The organism is Flavobacterium sp. (genome assembly GCF_965262375.1).
GTDB lineage: Bacteria > Bacteroidota > Bacteroidia > Flavobacteriales > Flavobacteriaceae > Flavobacterium.
Genome location: NZ_OZ253527.1, coordinates 3,001,756 through 3,019,269, shown reverse-complemented (window position 1 = coordinate 3,019,269; position 17,514 = coordinate 3,001,756). Strand labels below are relative to the sequence as shown.

19 protein-coding genes are annotated in these 17,514 nt (G+C 33.1%); 17 read left to right on the top strand and 2 right to left on the bottom strand.

What is annotated here, in order from left to right; all coding sequences use genetic code 11:
• Complete coding sequence (priA, locus tag ACQY29_RS13800) at positions 1-2,448, top strand: replication restart helicase PriA (RefSeq protein WP_428225751.1); 2,448 nt, start codon at positions 1-3, stop codon at positions 2,446-2,448.
• Here the strand turns inward: priA and ACQY29_RS13795 are convergent.
• Positions 2,445-3,143: a LytR/AlgR family response regulator transcription factor gene (locus ACQY29_RS13795; protein WP_428225750.1), complete on the bottom strand. Its 699-nt coding sequence runs from the start codon at positions 3,141-3,143 to the stop codon at positions 2,445-2,447. The genes priA and ACQY29_RS13795 overlap by 4 nt on opposite strands.
• 173 nt (positions 3,144-3,316) lie before the next feature.
• On the opposite strand from ACQY29_RS13795, the gene rpsF reads away from it, so the two are divergent.
• The 9 genes from rpsF (at position 3,317) to ACQY29_RS13750 (ending at position 10,327) form a co-directional block, all read left to right on the top strand.
• Positions 3,317-3,658: a 30S ribosomal protein S6 gene (gene rpsF / locus ACQY29_RS13790; RefSeq protein ID WP_428225749.1), complete on the top strand. Its 342-nt coding sequence runs from the start codon at positions 3,317-3,319 to the stop codon at positions 3,656-3,658.
• A gap of 5 nt (positions 3,659-3,663) precedes the next feature.
• Positions 3,664-3,960, top strand: coding sequence for a 30S ribosomal protein S18 (rpsR, locus tag ACQY29_RS13785; protein ID WP_073311282.1), 297 nt, complete (start codon positions 3,664-3,666; stop codon positions 3,958-3,960).
• A 64-nt stretch (positions 3,961-4,024) separates the two neighbouring features.
• Entirely contained in the window at positions 4,025-4,468 is a 444-nt protein-coding gene (gene rplI / locus ACQY29_RS13780) for a 50S ribosomal protein L9 (protein ID WP_428225748.1), read from the top strand.
• A gap of 221 nt (positions 4,469-4,689) precedes the next feature.
• Positions 4,690-5,436 carry a sterol desaturase family protein gene (locus tag ACQY29_RS13775; RefSeq protein WP_428225747.1) on the top strand — a complete coding sequence of 249 codons (747 nt, stop codon included), beginning with the start codon at positions 4,690-4,692 and terminating at the stop codon, positions 5,434-5,436.
• A gap of 193 nt (positions 5,437-5,629) precedes the next feature.
• On the top strand, positions 5,630-6,100 hold the full coding sequence (locus ACQY29_RS13770) for a DUF6495 family protein (protein WP_428225746.1): 471 nt from the start codon (positions 5,630-5,632) through the stop codon (positions 6,098-6,100).
• A 66-nt stretch (positions 6,101-6,166) separates the two neighbouring features.
• Positions 6,167-8,161 (top strand): NAD-dependent DNA ligase LigA, encoded by a 1,995-nt coding sequence (ligA, locus tag ACQY29_RS13765; RefSeq protein ID WP_428225745.1) that lies wholly within the window; start codon positions 6,167-6,169, stop codon positions 8,159-8,161.
• A 2-nt stretch (positions 8,162-8,163) separates the two neighbouring features.
• Complete coding sequence (locus tag ACQY29_RS13760; protein ID WP_428225744.1) at positions 8,164-8,859, top strand: hypothetical protein; 696 nt, start codon at positions 8,164-8,166, stop codon at positions 8,857-8,859.
• A 22-nt stretch (positions 8,860-8,881) separates the two neighbouring features.
• Complete coding sequence (locus tag ACQY29_RS13755; protein ID WP_428225743.1) at positions 8,882-9,559, top strand: hypothetical protein; 678 nt, start codon at positions 8,882-8,884, stop codon at positions 9,557-9,559.
• A 72-nt stretch (positions 9,560-9,631) separates the two neighbouring features.
• The gene (locus ACQY29_RS13750) at positions 9,632-10,327 is read left to right on the top strand and encodes a lysoplasmalogenase family protein (protein WP_428225742.1); all 696 of its coding nucleotides are present in this window, start codon (positions 9,632-9,634) and stop codon (positions 10,325-10,327) included.
• 10 nt (positions 10,328-10,337) lie between these two features.
• Here the strand turns inward: ACQY29_RS13750 and ACQY29_RS13745 are convergent, their stop codons facing one another.
• Complete coding sequence (locus tag ACQY29_RS13745) at positions 10,338-11,075, bottom strand: tyrosine-protein phosphatase (protein ID WP_428225741.1); 738 nt, start codon at positions 11,073-11,075, stop codon at positions 10,338-10,340.
• A 155-nt stretch (positions 11,076-11,230) separates the two neighbouring features.
• On the opposite strand from ACQY29_RS13745, the gene ACQY29_RS13740 reads away from it, so the two are divergent.
• From ACQY29_RS13740 to ACQY29_RS13710, 7 genes are all read left to right on the top strand, one after another.
• Positions 11,231-12,076, top strand: a complete 846-nt coding sequence (locus ACQY29_RS13740) for an ABC transporter permease (RefSeq protein WP_428225740.1) — start codon at positions 11,231-11,233, stop codon at positions 12,074-12,076.
• An 81-nt stretch (positions 12,077-12,157) separates the two neighbouring features.
• On the top strand, positions 12,158-12,901 hold the full coding sequence (locus ACQY29_RS13735; protein WP_428225739.1) for a four helix bundle protein: 744 nt from the start codon (positions 12,158-12,160) through the stop codon (positions 12,899-12,901).
• Between the two features lie 159 nt (positions 12,902-13,060).
• The gene (locus ACQY29_RS13730; RefSeq protein ID WP_428225738.1) at positions 13,061-13,369 is read left to right on the top strand and encodes a hypothetical protein; all 309 of its coding nucleotides are present in this window, start codon (positions 13,061-13,063) and stop codon (positions 13,367-13,369) included.
• On the top strand, positions 13,366-14,619 hold the full coding sequence (locus tag ACQY29_RS13725) for an ABC transporter ATP-binding protein (protein ID WP_428225737.1): 1,254 nt from the start codon (positions 13,366-13,368) through the stop codon (positions 14,617-14,619). The genes ACQY29_RS13730 and ACQY29_RS13725 overlap by 4 nt, the downstream gene beginning before the upstream one ends.
• Before the next feature lies 1 nt (position 14,620).
• The gene (locus tag ACQY29_RS13720; RefSeq protein ID WP_428225736.1) at positions 14,621-15,148 is read left to right on the top strand and encodes a class I SAM-dependent methyltransferase; all 528 of its coding nucleotides are present in this window, start codon (positions 14,621-14,623) and stop codon (positions 15,146-15,148) included.
• Positions 15,145-16,611: a glycosyltransferase gene (locus tag ACQY29_RS13715; protein WP_428225735.1), complete on the top strand. Its 1,467-nt coding sequence runs from the start codon at positions 15,145-15,147 to the stop codon at positions 16,609-16,611. Before ACQY29_RS13720 ends, ACQY29_RS13715 begins: the two co-directional genes overlap by 4 nt.
• A complete protein-coding gene (locus tag ACQY29_RS13710; protein ID WP_428225734.1) occupies positions 16,611-17,513 on the top strand; it encodes a glycosyltransferase family 2 protein in 903 nt (300 codons plus the stop codon). Before ACQY29_RS13715 ends, ACQY29_RS13710 begins: the two co-directional genes overlap by 1 nt.
• Position 17,514: the final 1 nt, after the last annotated feature.

The window sequence follows — 17,514 nt, the reverse complement described above, 5'->3', positions numbered from 1 at the left end:
ATGCGTTTTTTTATAGAAGTTATTATACCTATTTCGCTTCCGCAAACGTTTACTTATAGCGTTACGGAAGCGGAATTTTCTTTTTTAGAAAAAGGGATGCGTGTAGCAGTACCTTTTGGGAAAAGTAAGTTCTATACGGGCTTAGTTGCGGAAAAGCATCATAATCCGCCAAATTTATATGAAGCCAAAGAAATTCATCAGATTATAGATGAAAAGCCTATAGTCACCGCTCTGCAAATCGACTTTTGGCAATGGATAGCCACTTATTATATGTGTGCCATTGGCGATGTATATCGTACGGCATTACCTTCTGCCTTATTGCTAGAAAGCGAAACCATTATTTCATCCAAAAAAGAAGTGTTAGATACTTCGCAACTTACCGATGATGAGTATTTATTGGTAGAAGCACTTTCAAATCAATCTTCTTTGAAAATTAATGAAGTAACTTCCATTTTAAATAAGAAAAAAGTGTTTCCTGTTATTCAAAGTTTAATTGAAAAAGGAATCATTGTGCTTCAAGAAGAAATGGTGGAGGAGTACAAACCTAAACTGGTGAGATATGTGCGTTTACAAGCAGGGTTTAATGCTCCAGATAAATTAGAAGAATTATTGTTGTTGCTCAAAAACGCACAAAAACAGAAAGATTTAGTACTTAGTTTTTTTCAATTGCAAGCCACTCAAAAGAAACCTATTGCTGTAAAAGAATTGGTTGACTTTTCTGGAGCAACAACCGCTGCGGTAAAAGCATTGGTAGATAAAGGAATTTTTGAAGAATACCACTTACAACAAGACCGTGTGAGTTTTGAGGAAGTTAATTCGATTGCGATACATTTAAGTCCAGCGCAACAAAACGCTTTTGATGAATTAAAAGAGGTGTTTCAACAAAAAGAAGTAACACTTTTACATGGTGTGACTGCTTCAGGGAAAACAGAAGTGTATTTCAGGTTGATTGAAGACTATTTAGAAAAGGGCAAGCAAGTCCTATATTTGTTACCAGAAATTGCTTTAACCACGCAGTTAGTAAGTCGTTTGACCAAGCAATTTGGGAATAAAGTGGCTGTTTTTCATTCAAAATATTCCAATAACGAACGGGTAGAAGTTTGGAATCAAGTACTGAATACTTCCGATAAAGCACAGATAGTTATTGGGGCGCGTTCGGCTATGTTTTCGCCTTTTTCAAACTTAGGTTTGATAGTGGTAGATGAAGAACACGAACAAACCTTTAAACAAGTGGACCCGGCACCACGATACCATGCACGCGACGCTGCCATTGTGTTGGCGTATCATCATAAAGCTAAAGTGGTTTTAGGTTCGGCTACGCCCAGCTTAGAAACGTATTATAATGCTCAGCAAGGCAAGTATGGTTTAGTAGCTTTGACCGAGCGTTTTGGGAATGCGATTTTGCCAGAAATTGTCTTGGTTGATATTAAAGACGGGTATTTTCGTAAAAAAATGACGGGACATTTTAGTCAAACTTTAATTGACGAAATGAACGAAGCGCTCTCGAATGGTGAGCAAATTATATTGTTTCAAAATCGTAGAGGTTATGCTCCTGTAATGGAATGTATGACGTGTGGACACATTCCGCAATGTCCGCAATGCGATGTGAGTTTGACTTATCATAAGTTTAAAAATCAATTGCGCTGTCACTATTGTGGGCATAGTATTGCAAAACCAACCAATTGTCATGCGTGTTCGAGTATCGATTTGACATCCAAAGGTTTTGGAACCGAACAAATCGAATTGGAATTGGCCTCTTTATTTCCAACTAAGAATATCAAACGTATGGACCAAGATACCACACGTGGCAAATATGCTTTTGAGCGCTTGATTGATAGTTTTAAAAATCGGGAAATTGATATTTTGGTAGGTACGCAAATGTTAGCTAAAGGACTTGATTTTGACAATGTTTCTTTGGTTGGTATTTTGAATGCAGATAATATGTTGTATTTTCCTGATTTCCGTGCTTTTGAACGTAGTTACCAAATGATGACCCAAGTAGCCGGTAGGGCTGGACGTGGCGATAAAAAAGGGAAGGTAGTGATTCAAACTTTCAATCCTAATCATAATACCATACAACAGGTTACGAACAATAATTATATAGGGATGTATAAGGAGCAAATTTATGAGCGTCATATTTACCATTATCCTCCTTTTTATAAATTGATAAAAATTACTTTAAGACATAAAGAATTTGAAAAGCTTAAAGAAGGTGCTATGTGGTTGTATCAGGTTATGAAGCAAAACTTAGATATTCCTGTGCTAGGTCCTGAAGAACCGCCAATTAATCGTATTCGTAATGAATACATTCGTACCATATTGGTTAAAATTCCACAAGATAAGCATCTAGGGAATACAAAAAAAACTATCCAGAAAATCCTGAATAGTTTTGATGCAGTCGTTCAATACAGAGCTATTCGTGTTTCAATTAATGTAGATGTGACTTAAGCTTCAAGTACACGCATTAACTCTTCTTTTTTGTTTCTGCTCAGCGGAATTTTAGTCACGCCTATTTCGGCAAATTTACTGTTAAACTTCTCAATTTTGTCTACATTGATGATGAATGACTTGTGTACACGGATGAATTTTTCTTTTGATAAATCTTGTTCAAACGATTTCATGGTAGAAAGTACTAAGTGATTATCGTCTTCGGTGACAATTTTTACATAATCTCCATAGGCTTCAATCCATTTGATTTTAGCAGTGTAAATTTTGAGTTTTTTCAAATTACTTTTAATGAAGATGTGTTCGCCTTCCTCTTCCATACCATTGCTGTCTTTGCGAAGCATGTGTAAGTCCATGGCTCTCTTAACAGCAGTGTTAAAACGCTCTTTAGTCAGCGGTTTTTGTAGGTAGTCGGTTGCTTCGTAATCAAATGCTTTGACAGCATATTCTGCTTTAGCAGTAATAAAAATGATTTGAGGCTTTTCTTTTAAACCATCTAACAAGTTAAACCCATTAATAATAGGCATTTCAATGTCTAAAAATAATAAATCTACTTGCTTGGTAGCTAAACAGTTCTTAGTTTCGACGGCGTTCGAAAACTCGCCCACTAAGTTCAAATTTGGATGCGCATCCACCAGCTTGGTTACTAATATTCTCTGGATAGAGCTATCATCTACAACAATACAGTTCAACTTCATAAGCTATTAGTTTAAAATAGATTGGATGGTTAAAAATAGGATATTTTTTTTAAGTTCCAAACTATTTGAGTGAAAATCAGTCATTTTGTCGATTATTGTAGTAAAATATTTGTAGATTGAAATAAAAGCATTACTTTTGCACCCAATTTTATAACAAATAAATATTTATTACTATGAATCATTATGAAACTGTTTTCATCTTGAATCCCGTTTTATCTGAAACTCAGGTAAAGGAAACAGTAAGCAAATTTGAAGATTTATTGACTTCAAAAGGTGCTAAGATTGTTGCTAAAGAGGATTGGGGATTAAAAAAATTAGCTTATGAAATCCAAAACAAAAAATCTGGATTCTATAATTTAATGCAATTTGAGGCTTCTAGCGAAGTATTAGCAACTTTAGAAGTTGAGTACAGACGTGACGAGCGTGTAATGCGTTTCTTAACTGTAAGTTTAGATAAGCACGCTGTAGCTTGGGCTGAGAGAAGAAGAGAGAAATTAAAATCTAAAAAAGCTTAATTATCATGTCAACAATCGAACAATCTGCAAAAGGAAAAAAAGACGGAGATATCAGATATTTAACGCCTTTAAACATTGACACGAACAAACAAAAGAAATATTGTCGTTTCAAAAAATCAGGAATCAAATACATCGATTATAAAGATGCTGATTTCTTATTAAAATTCGTTAACGAGCAAGGTAAAATCTTACCTCGTCGTTTAACAGGTACTTCATTAAAATACCAAAGAAAAGTTTCTGTAGCGGTAAAAAGAGCGCGTCACTTAGCGTTAATGCCATACGTAGCTGACTTATTAAAATAATTCATTAACAATATAGTTGTTGCCTGCTTACGGCAGGCTAACTTCTAAAATAAAGGACAACAACATGGAACTTATCTTAAAACAAGACGTTCAAAACTTAGGATTTAAAGATGACGTAGTAACAGTTAAACCTGGTTATGGTCGTAACTTCTTAATCCCTCAAGGATTTGCTATTTTAGCTACACCTTCTGCAAAGAAAGTATTAGCTGAAAACTTAAAGCAAAAAGCTCACAAAGAAGCTAAAATCGTTGCTGATGCTAAAGCTAAAGCGGAAGCTTTAAAAGCATTAGATATCAAAATTATTGCTAAAGCAGGTGGTGAAAAACTTTTTGGTTCTGTAACTAGCGCTGATATCGCAGAAATTTTAGAGAAAAATGGTCAAGCTGTTGAGAAAAAATTCATCACTTCTGGTATCGTAAAAAGAATTGGTAAATATTCTGCTACTGTACGTTTACACCGTGAAGTTATCATTGAATTACCATACGAAATCGTTGCTGATCAAGCTTAATTTTCGAATGAAATATTTTAAAAAGTCCCGCAATTGTGGGACTTTTTTTATGCCTTATGTTTGACTAAACAATAAATAAAAGGAGAGTGTTTGTTTGCTCTTTTTTCATTTTTTTTTATATCTACTGCCGTGTTGTTAATTTGTTGATTTTTAAATCAGTAAAACTCTTATTTGAAATTATTTCCTATATTTATGCTAAACAGTTAAATATCGGAATAAATATGGAGGCAATAGATGGTAGCATTTGGTTAAAAACCATTTCAAACATATCCCTGCGTTATTTTATACTGGCGGGAGTTGCATTTCTAATTTTCTATGTCATTTTTAAAAAACGCTGGCAGTACAAAAAGTTGCAAACCCGTTTTCCAAAAAACGAACACTATTATCGCGATGTGGGATATTCGGTAATTTCCATGCTCATTTTTTCAACCGTTGCTTATTTTTCACTCAATTATTTTAAAGAATATAATAACATTATCTTTGCACCTATTGACAACTATTATTATTTAGCGTTTAATTTTATATGGATGTTTTTCTTGCATGATGCTTATTTTTACTGGATACATCGTATGATGCATCATCCTAAAATATATCGCAAAGTGCATCTGATACATCATAAATCTACTAATCCTTCGCCTTGGACAGCCTATGCTTTTCATCCTTTAGAGGCTTTGTTGGAAGCGGGCATTGCCCCGCTAATTGCCTTTACGATTCCTGTATATCGCAATGCTTTTTTTATTTTTATGTTGTTCCAAATTATTTATAATGTTTATGGGCATTTGGGGTACGAATTGTATCCTAAAAATTTTCATAAAACTAAAATAGGACGCTGGGTCAACACTAGCGTTGCACACAATCAACACCACAAATTATTTTACGGAAATTTTGGATTGTACACCCTAATTTGGGACCGATGGATGGGGACTTTGCGTGAGGATTATGAGGAAACGTTTTCGAAGATTATCTAGATCTAACAGGTTTTAAAAACCTGTTAGGTCTTTTGTTAGGTCTTTTTGGTCAGTATTTTCCTTTTTTTTAAGATTTTGATTTGTATTAAGAAGTAAAAAAATCTTTAAATCTTCAAATCCTCAAAATAAGTTAGCTCTAGATTTTCCTTATGTCTGCAGTTTTAATTATTTTTGAAGCCAATTTTGAAATTTGATGAAATACAAAAGATTAACCAAAGAACAATTTGAATCCCTGCATGAAGAATTTGCAAACTTCTTAGCTTCGCAACAAATTGATAGAGCAGAATGGGAGACCATAAAAACCAATAAACCCGAAATAGCTGAACAAGAATTAGATGTTTTCTCGGATTTGATTTGGGAAGGTGTTTTGAACAATGCTAAGTTTTTAGAACATTTCTCTAAACGTCATATTTTTCTGTTTCATTGTCAAGAATTATACGTTCAAACGATTGTGATTAAGGCACATGATGCTTCGGTTGATTTTTTAACCAATGAAGGTTTGAAATGGTTAGGGGATAATCTGTTTACCGCTAATGTTGAGTTATTGCGTGGAAAAAAAGATTATGCTAACGAGCGCAATGACGATTTGTTTGAATTGATAACGCAAGGGGCGATTTTGAGTGACGGACAGCTCTACATGCAAGTAAATGGGATGATAGAGTAATTTTTTTGCTTTCAAATATTTAATTGGCTATTTTAGTATTTTATTACTCAAATAGCCAATTTTTTTATGGACGTTTTACAAAAAATCCAAGCCTTAAGAGACGAATTAAACCAGCATAATTACAATTACTACGTTTTAGATACACCTACTATTTCCGATTTTGAATTTGATACTAAATTGAAGGAACTTCAAGATTTGGAAGCAAAACATTCAGAGTATTTTGATGAAAATTCACCTACCCAACGAGTAGGAGGTGCAGTGACAAAAAATTTTGAAACGGTGAAGCACGAATTCCGTATGTACTCTTTAGATAATTCATATTCTAAAGAAGATTTATTGGATTGGGAAATGCGTTTACAAAAAATTTTGGGTAACGTTCCTTTACAATACACTTGCGAATTAAAATACGACGGAGCTTCGATTAGTATTTCGTATGAAAATGGAAAACTAGTGCGTGCTGTGACCCGTGGCGATGGTTTTCAAGGGGATGATGTGACTAACAATATCAGAACCATCAAGGCGGTTCCTATACATTTAAAAGGTGATTTTCCTGCCAAATTTGATATACGCGGCGAAATTATTTTGCCCTTTGCTGGTTTTGAAAAAATGAATCAGGAATTAATCGAAATAGGTGAAACACCCTATTCAAATCCTAGAAATACAGCTTCGGGAAGTTTGAAATTACAAGATAGTGCCGAAGTGGCTAAACGTCCATTAGATTGTTTATTATATACTTTGATAGGGAACGATTTAAAGGTGGCATCGCAATATGAAGGCTTGGAAAAAGCACGTGATTGGGGCTTTAAAGTGCCTGCACAATCGCGTTTAGCAAACTCTATGGATGAAGTATTCGAATTTATAGCGTATTGGGATACCCATCGTCATGAGTTGCCTTATGAAACCGATGGCGTGGTAATTAAAGTAAATGATTTGCACCAACAAGAAGAATTGGGTTACACGGCCAAATCACCTCGTTGGGCTATAGCTTATAAGTTTAAAGCCGAACAAGTTGCAACGGTATTGCATTCCATTTCCTATCAAGTGGGTAGGACAGGGGCCATTACACCCGTGGCGAATCTAGAGCCGGTTCAATTGGCAGGAACGGTGGTGAAACGTGCTTCTTTGCACAATGCGGACCAAATTGAAAAATTAGACATTCGTATAGGCGATGAAGTTTTTGTGGAAAAAGGTGGAGAAATTATCCCAAAAATTGTAGGCGTTGATACTTCAAAACGTGCTAACGATTCGAAAGCGACTCAATATATCACGCATTGTCCGGAATGTGACACGGCTTTAGTGCGCAAAGAAGGAGAAGCTCAGCATTATTGTCCTAATTATTATGGATGCCCACCGCAAATTATCGGTAGAATTCAGCACTACATTACACGTAAAGCGATGGATATCGAAGGTTTAGGGGGCGAAACGGTTGCTTTATTATACAATAATCAATTGCTGACTAATTATGCCGATTTGTACGATTTGAAAAAAGACCAAATTGTTGTATTGGAGCGTATGGCAAATAAATCGGCTGACAACTTACTGGTAGGTATCGAAAAATCAAAAGAAATTCCTTTTGACCGAGTGTTGTATGCTTTGGGCATTCGTTATGTGGGAGAAACCGTGGCAAAAAAATTGGCCAAGCATTATAAAACCATCGAGAATTTACGTTTAGCTTCCGTGGAGGAGATGACTACAGTTGATGAAATAGGAATTAAAATTGCACAAAGTGTTGTTGAATTCTTTGAAAATCAAGAAAATATACGTATTATTGATAGATTAAAACAGTATGGGGTGCAGTTAGCCTTAGAAGAAAAAGAATCAACTGCGGTATCCAATGTTTTAGAAGGAAAAACTTTTGTGGTATCGGGAGTTTTTGAGCGATTTTCCAGAGACGAATTGAAACTGGCCATTGAAAATAATGGGGGTAAAGTAGGAAGTAGCATTTCATCTAAAACGCATTTTGTGATTGCAGGAGCTAATATGGGACCCGCAAAACTGGAAAAAGCTAATCAATTGAACATACCCATAATTTCAGAAGACGATTTTGCTAAAATGATATAAAAATGCTAAAAAACACACCGGTTTTGTTATATGTTGTGGCCTGTTTCTTGTCGGTTATCGCATTGATAATTGACAGCGAATGGTTGTTGTTATTGACAAAACCGATGATTATTCCAGCTTTGGTCATTTATTATTTTAGTTGCGAAAAATCGTATTTTAGTTTTCATCTTTTATTGGTTTTGTTTATTTATTTTGTATCAGATGCTTTAACTCTAATAAAAATGCCTAATTTGGAGGTGTATAATTTGATGATTGATTTTATACCATATCTCCTTTTAGCACGAATTGGGTTGATGGATTCCATACGAATAGGGTATCAAAACACGAATTTTAGAATAAGTCTGTTGGTTTATGCCGCTTTAATTATTTTAATGATTTTTATTTTACAATCTTTAAATAAAGAGAGTTCAGAATATTCCTTAGCCATTATGTTGTATGGAGGTGTTTTAGCAATTTTTATTTCAAGTGGTTTGTATAATTATCTGTGCAAGCCTACTGATTTTACGATGTTTATTCTTGTAGGGGCTTGTTTTTCGTTAATAGCTGATATCGTTTATATTGTAAATCAAATGATCTATTTTGTGACAACATTTGAGTATATTGAATTTGTATTTCAAATCATTTCGTATTTCTTTATTGTTGTCTATTTTGTTAGAAGGAATGTTGCAGTTTTTAAAAATCAAGAGATTTATTTGTAATGGAACGAATTACACCAGCTTTATGGACTTATCTAGTCGCGGGATTTGTGTATCTAATTTCGGCCATGTTGCATTGGGATTTAGTGGTTTTGACTTTCAAGCCCATTATTGTTCAGCTGTGATGTTTTATTATTGGCAAGAAAGCGGGAGAAAATTTAGTTGGTTTTATCTATTTCTTTTATTCCTCTATTTTATAAGCGGTATGCTTAACCTTTTTGAAGATGTCGAGGTGTTGCAATATGTGATGCTTGTAAATATGGGTATTTATTTTTTATTGTTATTATTAGTATTGCTAAATATAAGGAGGTTGAAAGTCCAGTTTTTAGATCGGTTTAATCTTTTTTATGTTTTACTTTCGGCTGTGTTTGTGGGGACTTTAGCATATTTATCTGTTTTTTGGGTTTTCAATGAGAGTTTCAAATTGTATAGTTATATTATTAGTTATGCTATTGTTCTTGGGGTTTTAGGTATAGGCGTAAGTATATTATATGTCTATCAACCTGAAAAGGCAAATGTCTATTTGATGTATACAGTATTCTGTTATCTAATTTGCGATATCTTTTATATCATTTACTATTATGCTTATGATTTTATCTTTTTTAGACTATTGAGTATACTTGGAAGTGTGGTTTCTTATTATTGTTTAGTGAATTTCTTTTTACGAACCAATGAAAATATAGGAATACAAGGGTATTTATAGGGTTGTAGAATAGATTTATGAGTTAGTTTTTTTTATTTTTGCGCTTATTAAAAATTTCAAACAATAAACGAAATGGACGATTTACTTTCTAAAGAAAAAGAATTTGAAGAAAAAGCGTTGTTGATTTTATATTTTGGAATTGGACTTATTGAAGTAGTTGCTGAATATTTTGAAGAAACAAGTATTTTATATCTTTTAAAACCCATGTTGATGCCAATCATGATGTTTATGTATTGGCGCGTTTCTGAGGTTAAAAGCAAACTTTTTTTAACAGCGCTTTTTTTTGTTTTTATAGCTAATATCCTTTTTGTCTCCAGAAGTTTTAATTCAGCGGTAATTGCTTCCTTATTCTTTTTTGTCTACCGATCTATTGTTATTTATATAGCTCTTAAAAACGACCCTGTCAAAAAAATATTACCTATTCTTTTAGGAAGCTTACCTTTTCTTACCGCTTTTAGTTATCTGACTTTTTTGACTAAAGATCAGCTGGGTAAAGGAATGATTGTTTACTTATTTCAGGTTTTCTTCTTATCTTTTTTAGGTGGATTAGCCCTGTCTAATTATATGATGCAAGAAACTAAAAAAAGTTTTTGGTTGTTAATTAATGCTTCTTTCTTTGCAATTATCCAATTTATATTGGTGTTAAAAATTTGCTATGTTTCTACGCCCTTGTTTCAGCCTATTTCCATGTGTTTGTATTTAGTTGCGCAATTCGCTTTATATAGATATGTGCTTATTCAAGAGCGAAAAAATAAAAGACTTTTTTAATAAAAAGGGCTTACTTTTTGAAAAATTGATTGTTTGAAATGGCTGCTTTTAAAGCGTCGATTTCTTTAATTTCTACCTTGTGGTTAAACGCGTCTAGATGTTTTTGGTGGTGTACATCTGAACCTACAAAATCAATTAAACCTTGTTTTAGTAATTCTTGAGCAGTAGTTTGTACATTTTTGCCATAATACCCCACACTTGACAGTAAATTCATTTGTAATAGACATCCTGAATTTTTTAATTTTTTAAACATTTCTGTTTGATTATGAAAAAAAACATAGCGTTCAGGATGTGCCAGCACAGGTTTGTAGCCCGCTACCTGTAGATCAAATAGAATGTCAAACAAATTTATTGGCGGATTTAAGTAAGACATTTCAACTAGTACATAGTTGTCTTTTAGGGTAAGAATTTCTTTGTTTTGAAAGAGTTTTATAAAATGATCATCCATCAAATATTCTGAAGCTACTTCCAGTTGAGCGTGACAATGGTTTTCAATTAAAAGAGCTTGTGTTCTTTGATAGGTTTCTAGGATACTAGATTGAGTATTGTCATAATAACCAGAAAAAGTATGTGGCGTAGCCATAAATTGGCAAAATCCAAACTCTTTTAAAGTATTGATTAAATGGACTGTTTCAGCAATGTTTTTTGCTCCATCATCAATGCCAGGAAGTAGGTGTGAGTGGATATCTACAAATTGATCTTGAATTAGTTCTTTTAAAACAGGTTTCGATTTTTTGAAGAAAAACATAGCTTTTTTTTTTATTGTCAGGCAAAAATAAACTATTTGAAGTAGAATAAAAATGAATTAGAATCTAACTTTTTTTAGCTAAGTTTTAATTGCCTTTATTTTGTTTTTAAAATTCAAATCCCTAAGTTGCACCACAAACAAACAAAAAAGGAATTATGTATCAAGAAGAAAATTGGGATCATGTAATCACTTCTAAGCATTCGTTATTCGACCTGCGTCTTAAAGAAGTTTGGAATTACAGAGACCTTTTAGTGCTTTTTGTGCGAAGAGATTTTGTAACAGTTTACAAACAAACAATATTAGGCCCACTCTGGTTTTTTATACAACCGCTGTTGACTACAATTACTTTTACAATCATTTTTGGCAATGTAGCAAAACTATCCACCGATGGTGCACCCCAATTGGTTTTTTATATGGCAGGGATTACGTTGTGGAATTATTTTTCTAGTTGTTTAACAGCAGTTGCAGGAGTTTTTAATGCAAATGCTGGAATTTTTGGTAAAGTATATTTCCCACGATTGATAATGCCATTAACCATAGTGATCTCAAATTTGATGAAATTTGGCGTTCAGTTCTTATTATTCATATCTTTTGTACTGTATTATGCTTTAAGCGGAATGATACACCCCAATCTGTGGATTTTAATTACGCCGTACATTATATTTTTAATGGCAGTAATTTCTATGGGGATAGGGCTTGTTTTATCATCGATGATGACCAAATATAAAGATTTGAACCAACTTATAGGTTTTGCCATTCAATTGGCTATGTATGCCACACCAGTGATCTATCCAAGTTCGTCTGTGCCTGCTAAATTTCAATGGTTTTTGCAATGTAATCCACTGAACGGATTATTTGACTATATGAGATTCGCTTATTTAGGAGCAGGAAATTTTAATTTTACATATTTAATTTATCCCACTTTTTTTTCTTTTCTTATATTAGCTATCGGTGTCCTCGTGTTCAATAAAGTCCAAAAAACATTCATGGATACGGTGTAGGAGATTTATATTTTAAGTATGAGTTATGAGTTATCAGTTATGGGTTATCAGTTATGGGTTATGAGTTATGAGTTATGAGTTATGAGTTATCAGTTTCTAATTACGGACAACAGAAAACCGACAACAGAAAACCGACAACAGACAACCGACAACCGACAACCGACAACGGACAACCGACAACGGACAACCGACAACGGACAACAGAAAACCGACAACAGAAAACAGACAACAGAAAACAGACAACAGAAAACAGACAACAGAAAACAGACAACAGAAAACAGACAACAGAAAACAGACAACCGACAACCGACAACAGACAACCGACAACCGACAACGGACAACAGACAACAGAAAACAGACAACCGAAAACAGACAACAGAAAACAGACAACAGAAAACAGACAACAGAAAACAGACAACAGAAAACAGACAACAGAAAACCGACAACCGACAACCGACAACCGACAACCCACAACAGAAAACCGACAACCGAAAACAGTCAACCGACAACAGCCAACCGACAAACAAAATGCAAGATTCGCGATCATACAAAGATTTAGAGATATATAAATTGGGGTTAGAATTATTTTTTATAATCCACCCACTTACCTTACAATTACCAAAATATGAAATGTACGAATTAGGGAGTCAATTAAGAAGGTCAGCAGATAGCGTAGTTTCGAATATAGTAGAAGGTTATGGACGAAGAAGATACAAAGCCGATTTTATCCGTTTTTTAGTTTTCTCCCATGCAAGTTGTCTCGAAACAATAAATCATATTCAAAAGATAGCACACTTGTACCAAGATATAGAACCAAAATTTTAAACTTATCTGGAAGAATATGATAAATTAGGAGCTAAAATTTATAAATTTATCCAATATGTTGAGAAAAGTTGGGAGACATGAAGAAGATAGCCAGTTATCCGTTATGAGTTATCAGTTGTCCGTTATGAGTTATCGGTTTTGAGTTATGGGTTATGAGTTATGGGTCATGAGTTTCTGATTACTGACAACCGCCAACCGCCAACAGATAACAGAAAACCGCCAACAGATAACAGAAAACCGACAACGGACAACCGAAAACAGTATACAGACAACAGAAAACAGACAACAGAAAACAGACAACAGAAAACAGAAAACCGACAACGGACAACCGACAACCGACAACCGAAAACAGAAAACCGACAACGGACAACCGACAACGGACAACCGACAACCGACAACCGAAAACAGAAAACCGACAACAGAAAACCGACAACTGAAAACAGCCAACCGACAACCGAAAACAAATGAAAACAGTAATAAAAGCCGAAAATATAGCTAAACAATACCGTCTAGGATTAGTAGGTAGAGGTACCGTTCGTGATGATATGAAGCGTTGGTGGTACAATTTACGTGGTAAAGAAGATCCATTTCTGAAAATAGGAGAAACCAATGACAGAAGCAGCAAAGGGGAAAGCGATTATGTGTGGAGTTTGCGTGACATCAATTTTGAAATCAACCAGGGAGATTCTGTGGGGATTATTGGTCGTAACGGTGCTGGTAAATCAACCTTGTTAAAAATTCTAAGTCAAGTCACCCAACCTACAACGGGTAAAATTTATACTAGAGGGCGTATTGCTTCCTTATTAGAAGTCGGCACGGGATTTCATCCGGAAATGACGGGACGTGAGAATATTTATCTCAATGGAGCTATCTTAGGGATGCGTAAGCATGAAATAACCCGTAAACTAGATGAGATCATTGCTTTCTCGGGAGTAGAAAGATATATTGATACCCCTGTAAAAAGATATTCCTCTGGAATGTATGTTCGTTTAGCGTTTGCCGTAGCAGCCCATTTAGAATCAGAAATATTGATCGTTGATGAAGTGTTAGCAGTAGGAGATGCGGAGTTTCAAAAGAAGTGTTTGGGGAAAATGAACGATGTGAGTAAGGGAGAAGGGAGAACTGTGCTGTTTGTGAGTCATAATATGGGAGCGATTCAAAATCTTTGTAATAAAGGAATTTTGTTAGATAAAGGAAAAATAGCTGATTTAGGAGATATAGGTCACGTTACTTCGTTATATCTGAAATCTGGGGTAGAAAAAAAAGGGATAAAACTTAAAGAAAGAAAAGATAGACTTGGAAGAGGTAATGCTAGACTTGTTGAAGTTCAAATACTAAATAATCAAAATTTAGAGGTAGGGGGTGAATTTATTTTAAAAATTATTTTTGAAGTAGCTAATCCCAATTTAAAAATAAACGAAGTAGGCTTTAGTATTTGGGATATGAAGGAGAATAGGATTATAAGTATATCCTCAACATTTAAAAGTCAAATAGAAGAGTTTTTACCTGAAAAGGAAATTATTTGTAAAATACCTGTATTGCCTTTATTAAAAGGGGAGTATGTTTTAAATGCCTTTGTATCTTCAATTTTCGAAGTTGAAGATTATGTAGAAAATATATTTACTTTCACGGTTAATGAAAGTGATTTTTACGGAACTGGTAAAATGGTAAATCCAGAATGGGGAATGATTGTTGTTGAACATAATTGGGAGAATTAAAATGATTCAAAATAAATTAGAACTAGATGAATTTCACTCAAGTGAAGATCCATGGGGTTATGAAAATAACAATGAAGATTTAAAGAGAAAAGAAATTCTGTTGAGTGAATTGCCAAAATTAAACTTTGAAAAGGTTTTAGATATTGGATGTGGTCATGGTTTTATAACTCGTGATCTACCAGGTGCAAAAGTAATCGGTATTGATATATCATCAACTGCAATTGAATTTGCTAAGAAGACTAAAAATGAAAGAGTTGATTTTTTACAAGGCTCAATATACGAAATAGACAAGTTTGAAAATGAGTCGTTTGATTTGATTGTAATTACAGGAGTTTTATATTCACAATATATCGGAAATTCAAATAATTTGATTTATTTATTAATTGATAAAATTCTTAAAAAAGGCGGTTATTTAGTTACTGTTCATATTGATGATTGGTATAATAGTCAATTCCCTTTTTTGAAATTAAAGCAAACTTACTATAGTTATAGAGCGTATACACATAATCTTGAAATTTATTTGAAATGATTTTAATGTATCATAAAGTTCATCCAAATTCACCTAGTATGTGGTGGGTGTCAGTTAATAATTTTTATAGACAAATGACTGAACTAAAAGGTAAGAAAGTAGTTTATTTAGAAAACTATAATCCAGAGGATGAAAATGAAGTAGTAATTACTTTTGATGGGATTTATAAAAACGTTCTAGAATATGCATTGCCTATTTTAAAACATTTTAATTATCCGTTTGAATTATTTCTAAATTCTGATTATTTAGGGACAAATAATGAATTTGATTCAGTTGAACCAAATGCAGAGTTTGTTGATTTGGATGATTTAAGATTATTAGTAGATAATGGTGGTAGGTTGCAATGGCATACCAAATCTCATCCAAATTTGAAAGATTGGGTTGATACTGAAAGAATAAATGAAGAATTGATTGTGCCTGATGCTTTAAAAGAAATTGATACTGTTGGTTTCACTTGGTTTGCTTATCCTCATGGTGAATTTAACGAAATTGTTGTTCAAGAGGTTAAAAAGAAATTTAAAGGAGCTGTGAGTTGTATTCAAGGAAATAATTATGATAAATATATTTTAAATAGACTTACTGTTGTGAATTCTACTAGGTTAAGAGAAAATAAAATTGCTTGTATTATAGCTAGTTATAATTATGGTGATTTTTTGATAGAAGCGATAGAATCTGTACTTAGACAAACTGTCTTGCCTGATGAAATCTTAATTACTGACGATTGTTCTGAAGATGATACACAAATTATTGCTGAAACTTATGTTAAGAAATTTCCTGAATTAATACGATACAACAGAAATGAGAAAAATTTAGGAGTAGTTGATAATTTTAATAAAGCAATAAGCTTAACAAATTCTAATTATATAGTTATATTGGGAGCGGACAATGTTTTTATGTCTAATTATATAGAGGAATGTGCTTTGAAATTAGATTCAGATTCAAGTATTGCAATTGCTTATACTGATTTTGTTCTTTATGGTTCTAGAGCTAAAATTGTTTACGACACTTTTAGAGAAGAGTTTAAGTCAGATATAGTAGAAGGGAGTTTTTATAATATTAAGTTTCCTGAGTGTAAAAATAAGTCCGAAGCTAACGAATTTTTTAAAAAGTCAAATTTTATTCACGGCTCATCAATGTTTAGAAGAGATGCTTTTGATAAAGTTGGGGGATATAAGAAAACTTCAAAACCAGAGGATTTTAATCTTTTTTATGAAATGATAAATGAGGATTTGGGGCTAATTAAAAGCACCAATACTAAACTTATGTATAGACAACACTCAGCAGGACAATTAAATAACTTGGTTTCATTGCATAATAAAATAAAATTATTTAAAAGTGAAATTGAAAGTTTTAACACATTTAAAAAGAGTAGAATTTACAAGTTAGCTTTCCTTGTTTATAGTGTCAAGGGGATGTCTTTTAAAACGATTTTAAGAAAAATTAAGAAAATGTTAATTTCTTAATGTTAGCCATTGTAATTCCATATTATAAACTTCAATTTTTTGAAGAAACTTTGCAATCTTTGGCGGATCAAACCAATAAAGAATTTAAAGTTTATATTGGAGATGATGCTAGTCCAGAAGATTGTGCAGATGTATTGTTAAAATTTAAAGAGAAAATTGATTTTATATATCATCGGTTCGAAAGGAATTTAGGAAGTGTGAGTTTGACCCAGCAATGGGAACGTTGTATATCACTCTCTGAAAATGAAGAATGGCTTATGGTTTTAGGAGATGATGATGTATTGAATGAAGATTGTATTGCTGATTTTTACAGAAATGAACCTGAAATAAGAAATAGTACAGCAAATGTAATTCGCTTTGCTTCTAAAGTAATTAATTCAGAAGGAGCCGTTTTTTTAGAGCCTTTTTTGCACCCTAAACTAGAGTTAGCTTCGGATTTTTATTGTAGAAAAGTTAGTAATTTGACAAGAAGTTCGCTTTCTGAGTATGTTTTTAAGAGAGAGTTGTATAATAAATATAAGTTTGTAGATTATCCATTAGCTTGGCATAGTGACGATAAAGCATGGCTTGATTTTTCGGAAAATAAACCTATTTTTACTATTAATCAAAATTCTGTTTTTATTCGTTTCTCAGAAATAAATATTTCTGGTCGAAAAGATAATATTGAAACAAAACTTTCCGCTACTTCAAAGTTTTACAAAGACATTCTGAAAAACAAAAAAAATATTTTTAGTCGTAATCAAATTATGATTTTGCTAATGTCCTACGAGCTTATCATAAAAAGGAGTAGAAAAGTTAAATTAAAGGAATGGTACTTTTTGATTTATAATTATAGTATTAATTTTAGATTAATACCTTTATTAAAGTTGTTTAGACGTTTTATTATAAGTATCATTTCATAAA

Bases quoted from the DNA above. Each gene is read 5' to 3' on its own strand.
- ACQY29_RS13775 (WP_428225747.1), top strand. From the start codon at position 4,690: ATGGAGGCAATAGATGGTAGCATTTGGTTAAAAACCATTTCAAACATA.
- rpsR (WP_073311282.1), top strand. From the start codon at position 3,664: ATGTCAACAATCGAACAATCTGCAAAAGGAAAAAAAGACGGAGATATC.
- ACQY29_RS13795 (WP_428225750.1), bottom strand. From the start codon at position 3,143: ATGAAGTTGAACTGTATTGTTGTAGATGATAGCTCTATCCAGAGAATA.
- rpsF (WP_428225749.1), top strand. From the start codon at position 3,317: ATGAATCATTATGAAACTGTTTTCATCTTGAATCCCGTTTTATCTGAA.
- ACQY29_RS13735 (WP_428225739.1), top strand. From the start codon at position 12,158: ATGAGTTATCAGTTTCTAATTACGGACAACAGAAAACCGACAACAGAA.
- ACQY29_RS13725 (WP_428225737.1), top strand. From the start codon at position 13,366: ATGAAAACAGTAATAAAAGCCGAAAATATAGCTAAACAATACCGTCTA.
- ACQY29_RS13720 (WP_428225736.1), top strand. From the start codon at position 14,621: ATGATTCAAAATAAATTAGAACTAGATGAATTTCACTCAAGTGAAGAT.
- ACQY29_RS13740 (WP_428225740.1), top strand. From the start codon at position 11,231: ATGTATCAAGAAGAAAATTGGGATCATGTAATCACTTCTAAGCATTCG.
- rplI (WP_428225748.1), top strand. From the start codon at position 4,025: ATGGAACTTATCTTAAAACAAGACGTTCAAAACTTAGGATTTAAAGAT.
- ACQY29_RS13745 (WP_428225741.1), bottom strand. From the start codon at position 11,075: ATGTTTTTCTTCAAAAAATCGAAACCTGTTTTAAAAGAACTAATTCAA.
- ACQY29_RS13730 (WP_428225738.1), top strand. From the start codon at position 13,061: ATGGGTCATGAGTTTCTGATTACTGACAACCGCCAACCGCCAACAGAT.
- ACQY29_RS13760 (WP_428225744.1), top strand. From the start codon at position 8,164: ATGCTAAAAAACACACCGGTTTTGTTATATGTTGTGGCCTGTTTCTTG.
- priA (WP_428225751.1), top strand. From the start codon at position 1: ATGCGTTTTTTTATAGAAGTTATTATACCTATTTCGCTTCCGCAAACG.
- ACQY29_RS13750 (WP_428225742.1), top strand. From the start codon at position 9,632: ATGGACGATTTACTTTCTAAAGAAAAAGAATTTGAAGAAAAAGCGTTG.
- ACQY29_RS13715 (WP_428225735.1), top strand. From the start codon at position 15,145: ATGATTTTAATGTATCATAAAGTTCATCCAAATTCACCTAGTATGTGG.
- ACQY29_RS13755 (WP_428225743.1), top strand. From the start codon at position 8,882: ATGGACTTATCTAGTCGCGGGATTTGTGTATCTAATTTCGGCCATGTT.
- ACQY29_RS13710 (WP_428225734.1), top strand. From the start codon at position 16,611: ATGTTAGCCATTGTAATTCCATATTATAAACTTCAATTTTTTGAAGAA.
- ACQY29_RS13770 (WP_428225746.1), top strand. From the start codon at position 5,630: ATGAAATACAAAAGATTAACCAAAGAACAATTTGAATCCCTGCATGAA.
- ligA (WP_428225745.1), top strand. From the start codon at position 6,167: ATGGACGTTTTACAAAAAATCCAAGCCTTAAGAGACGAATTAAACCAG.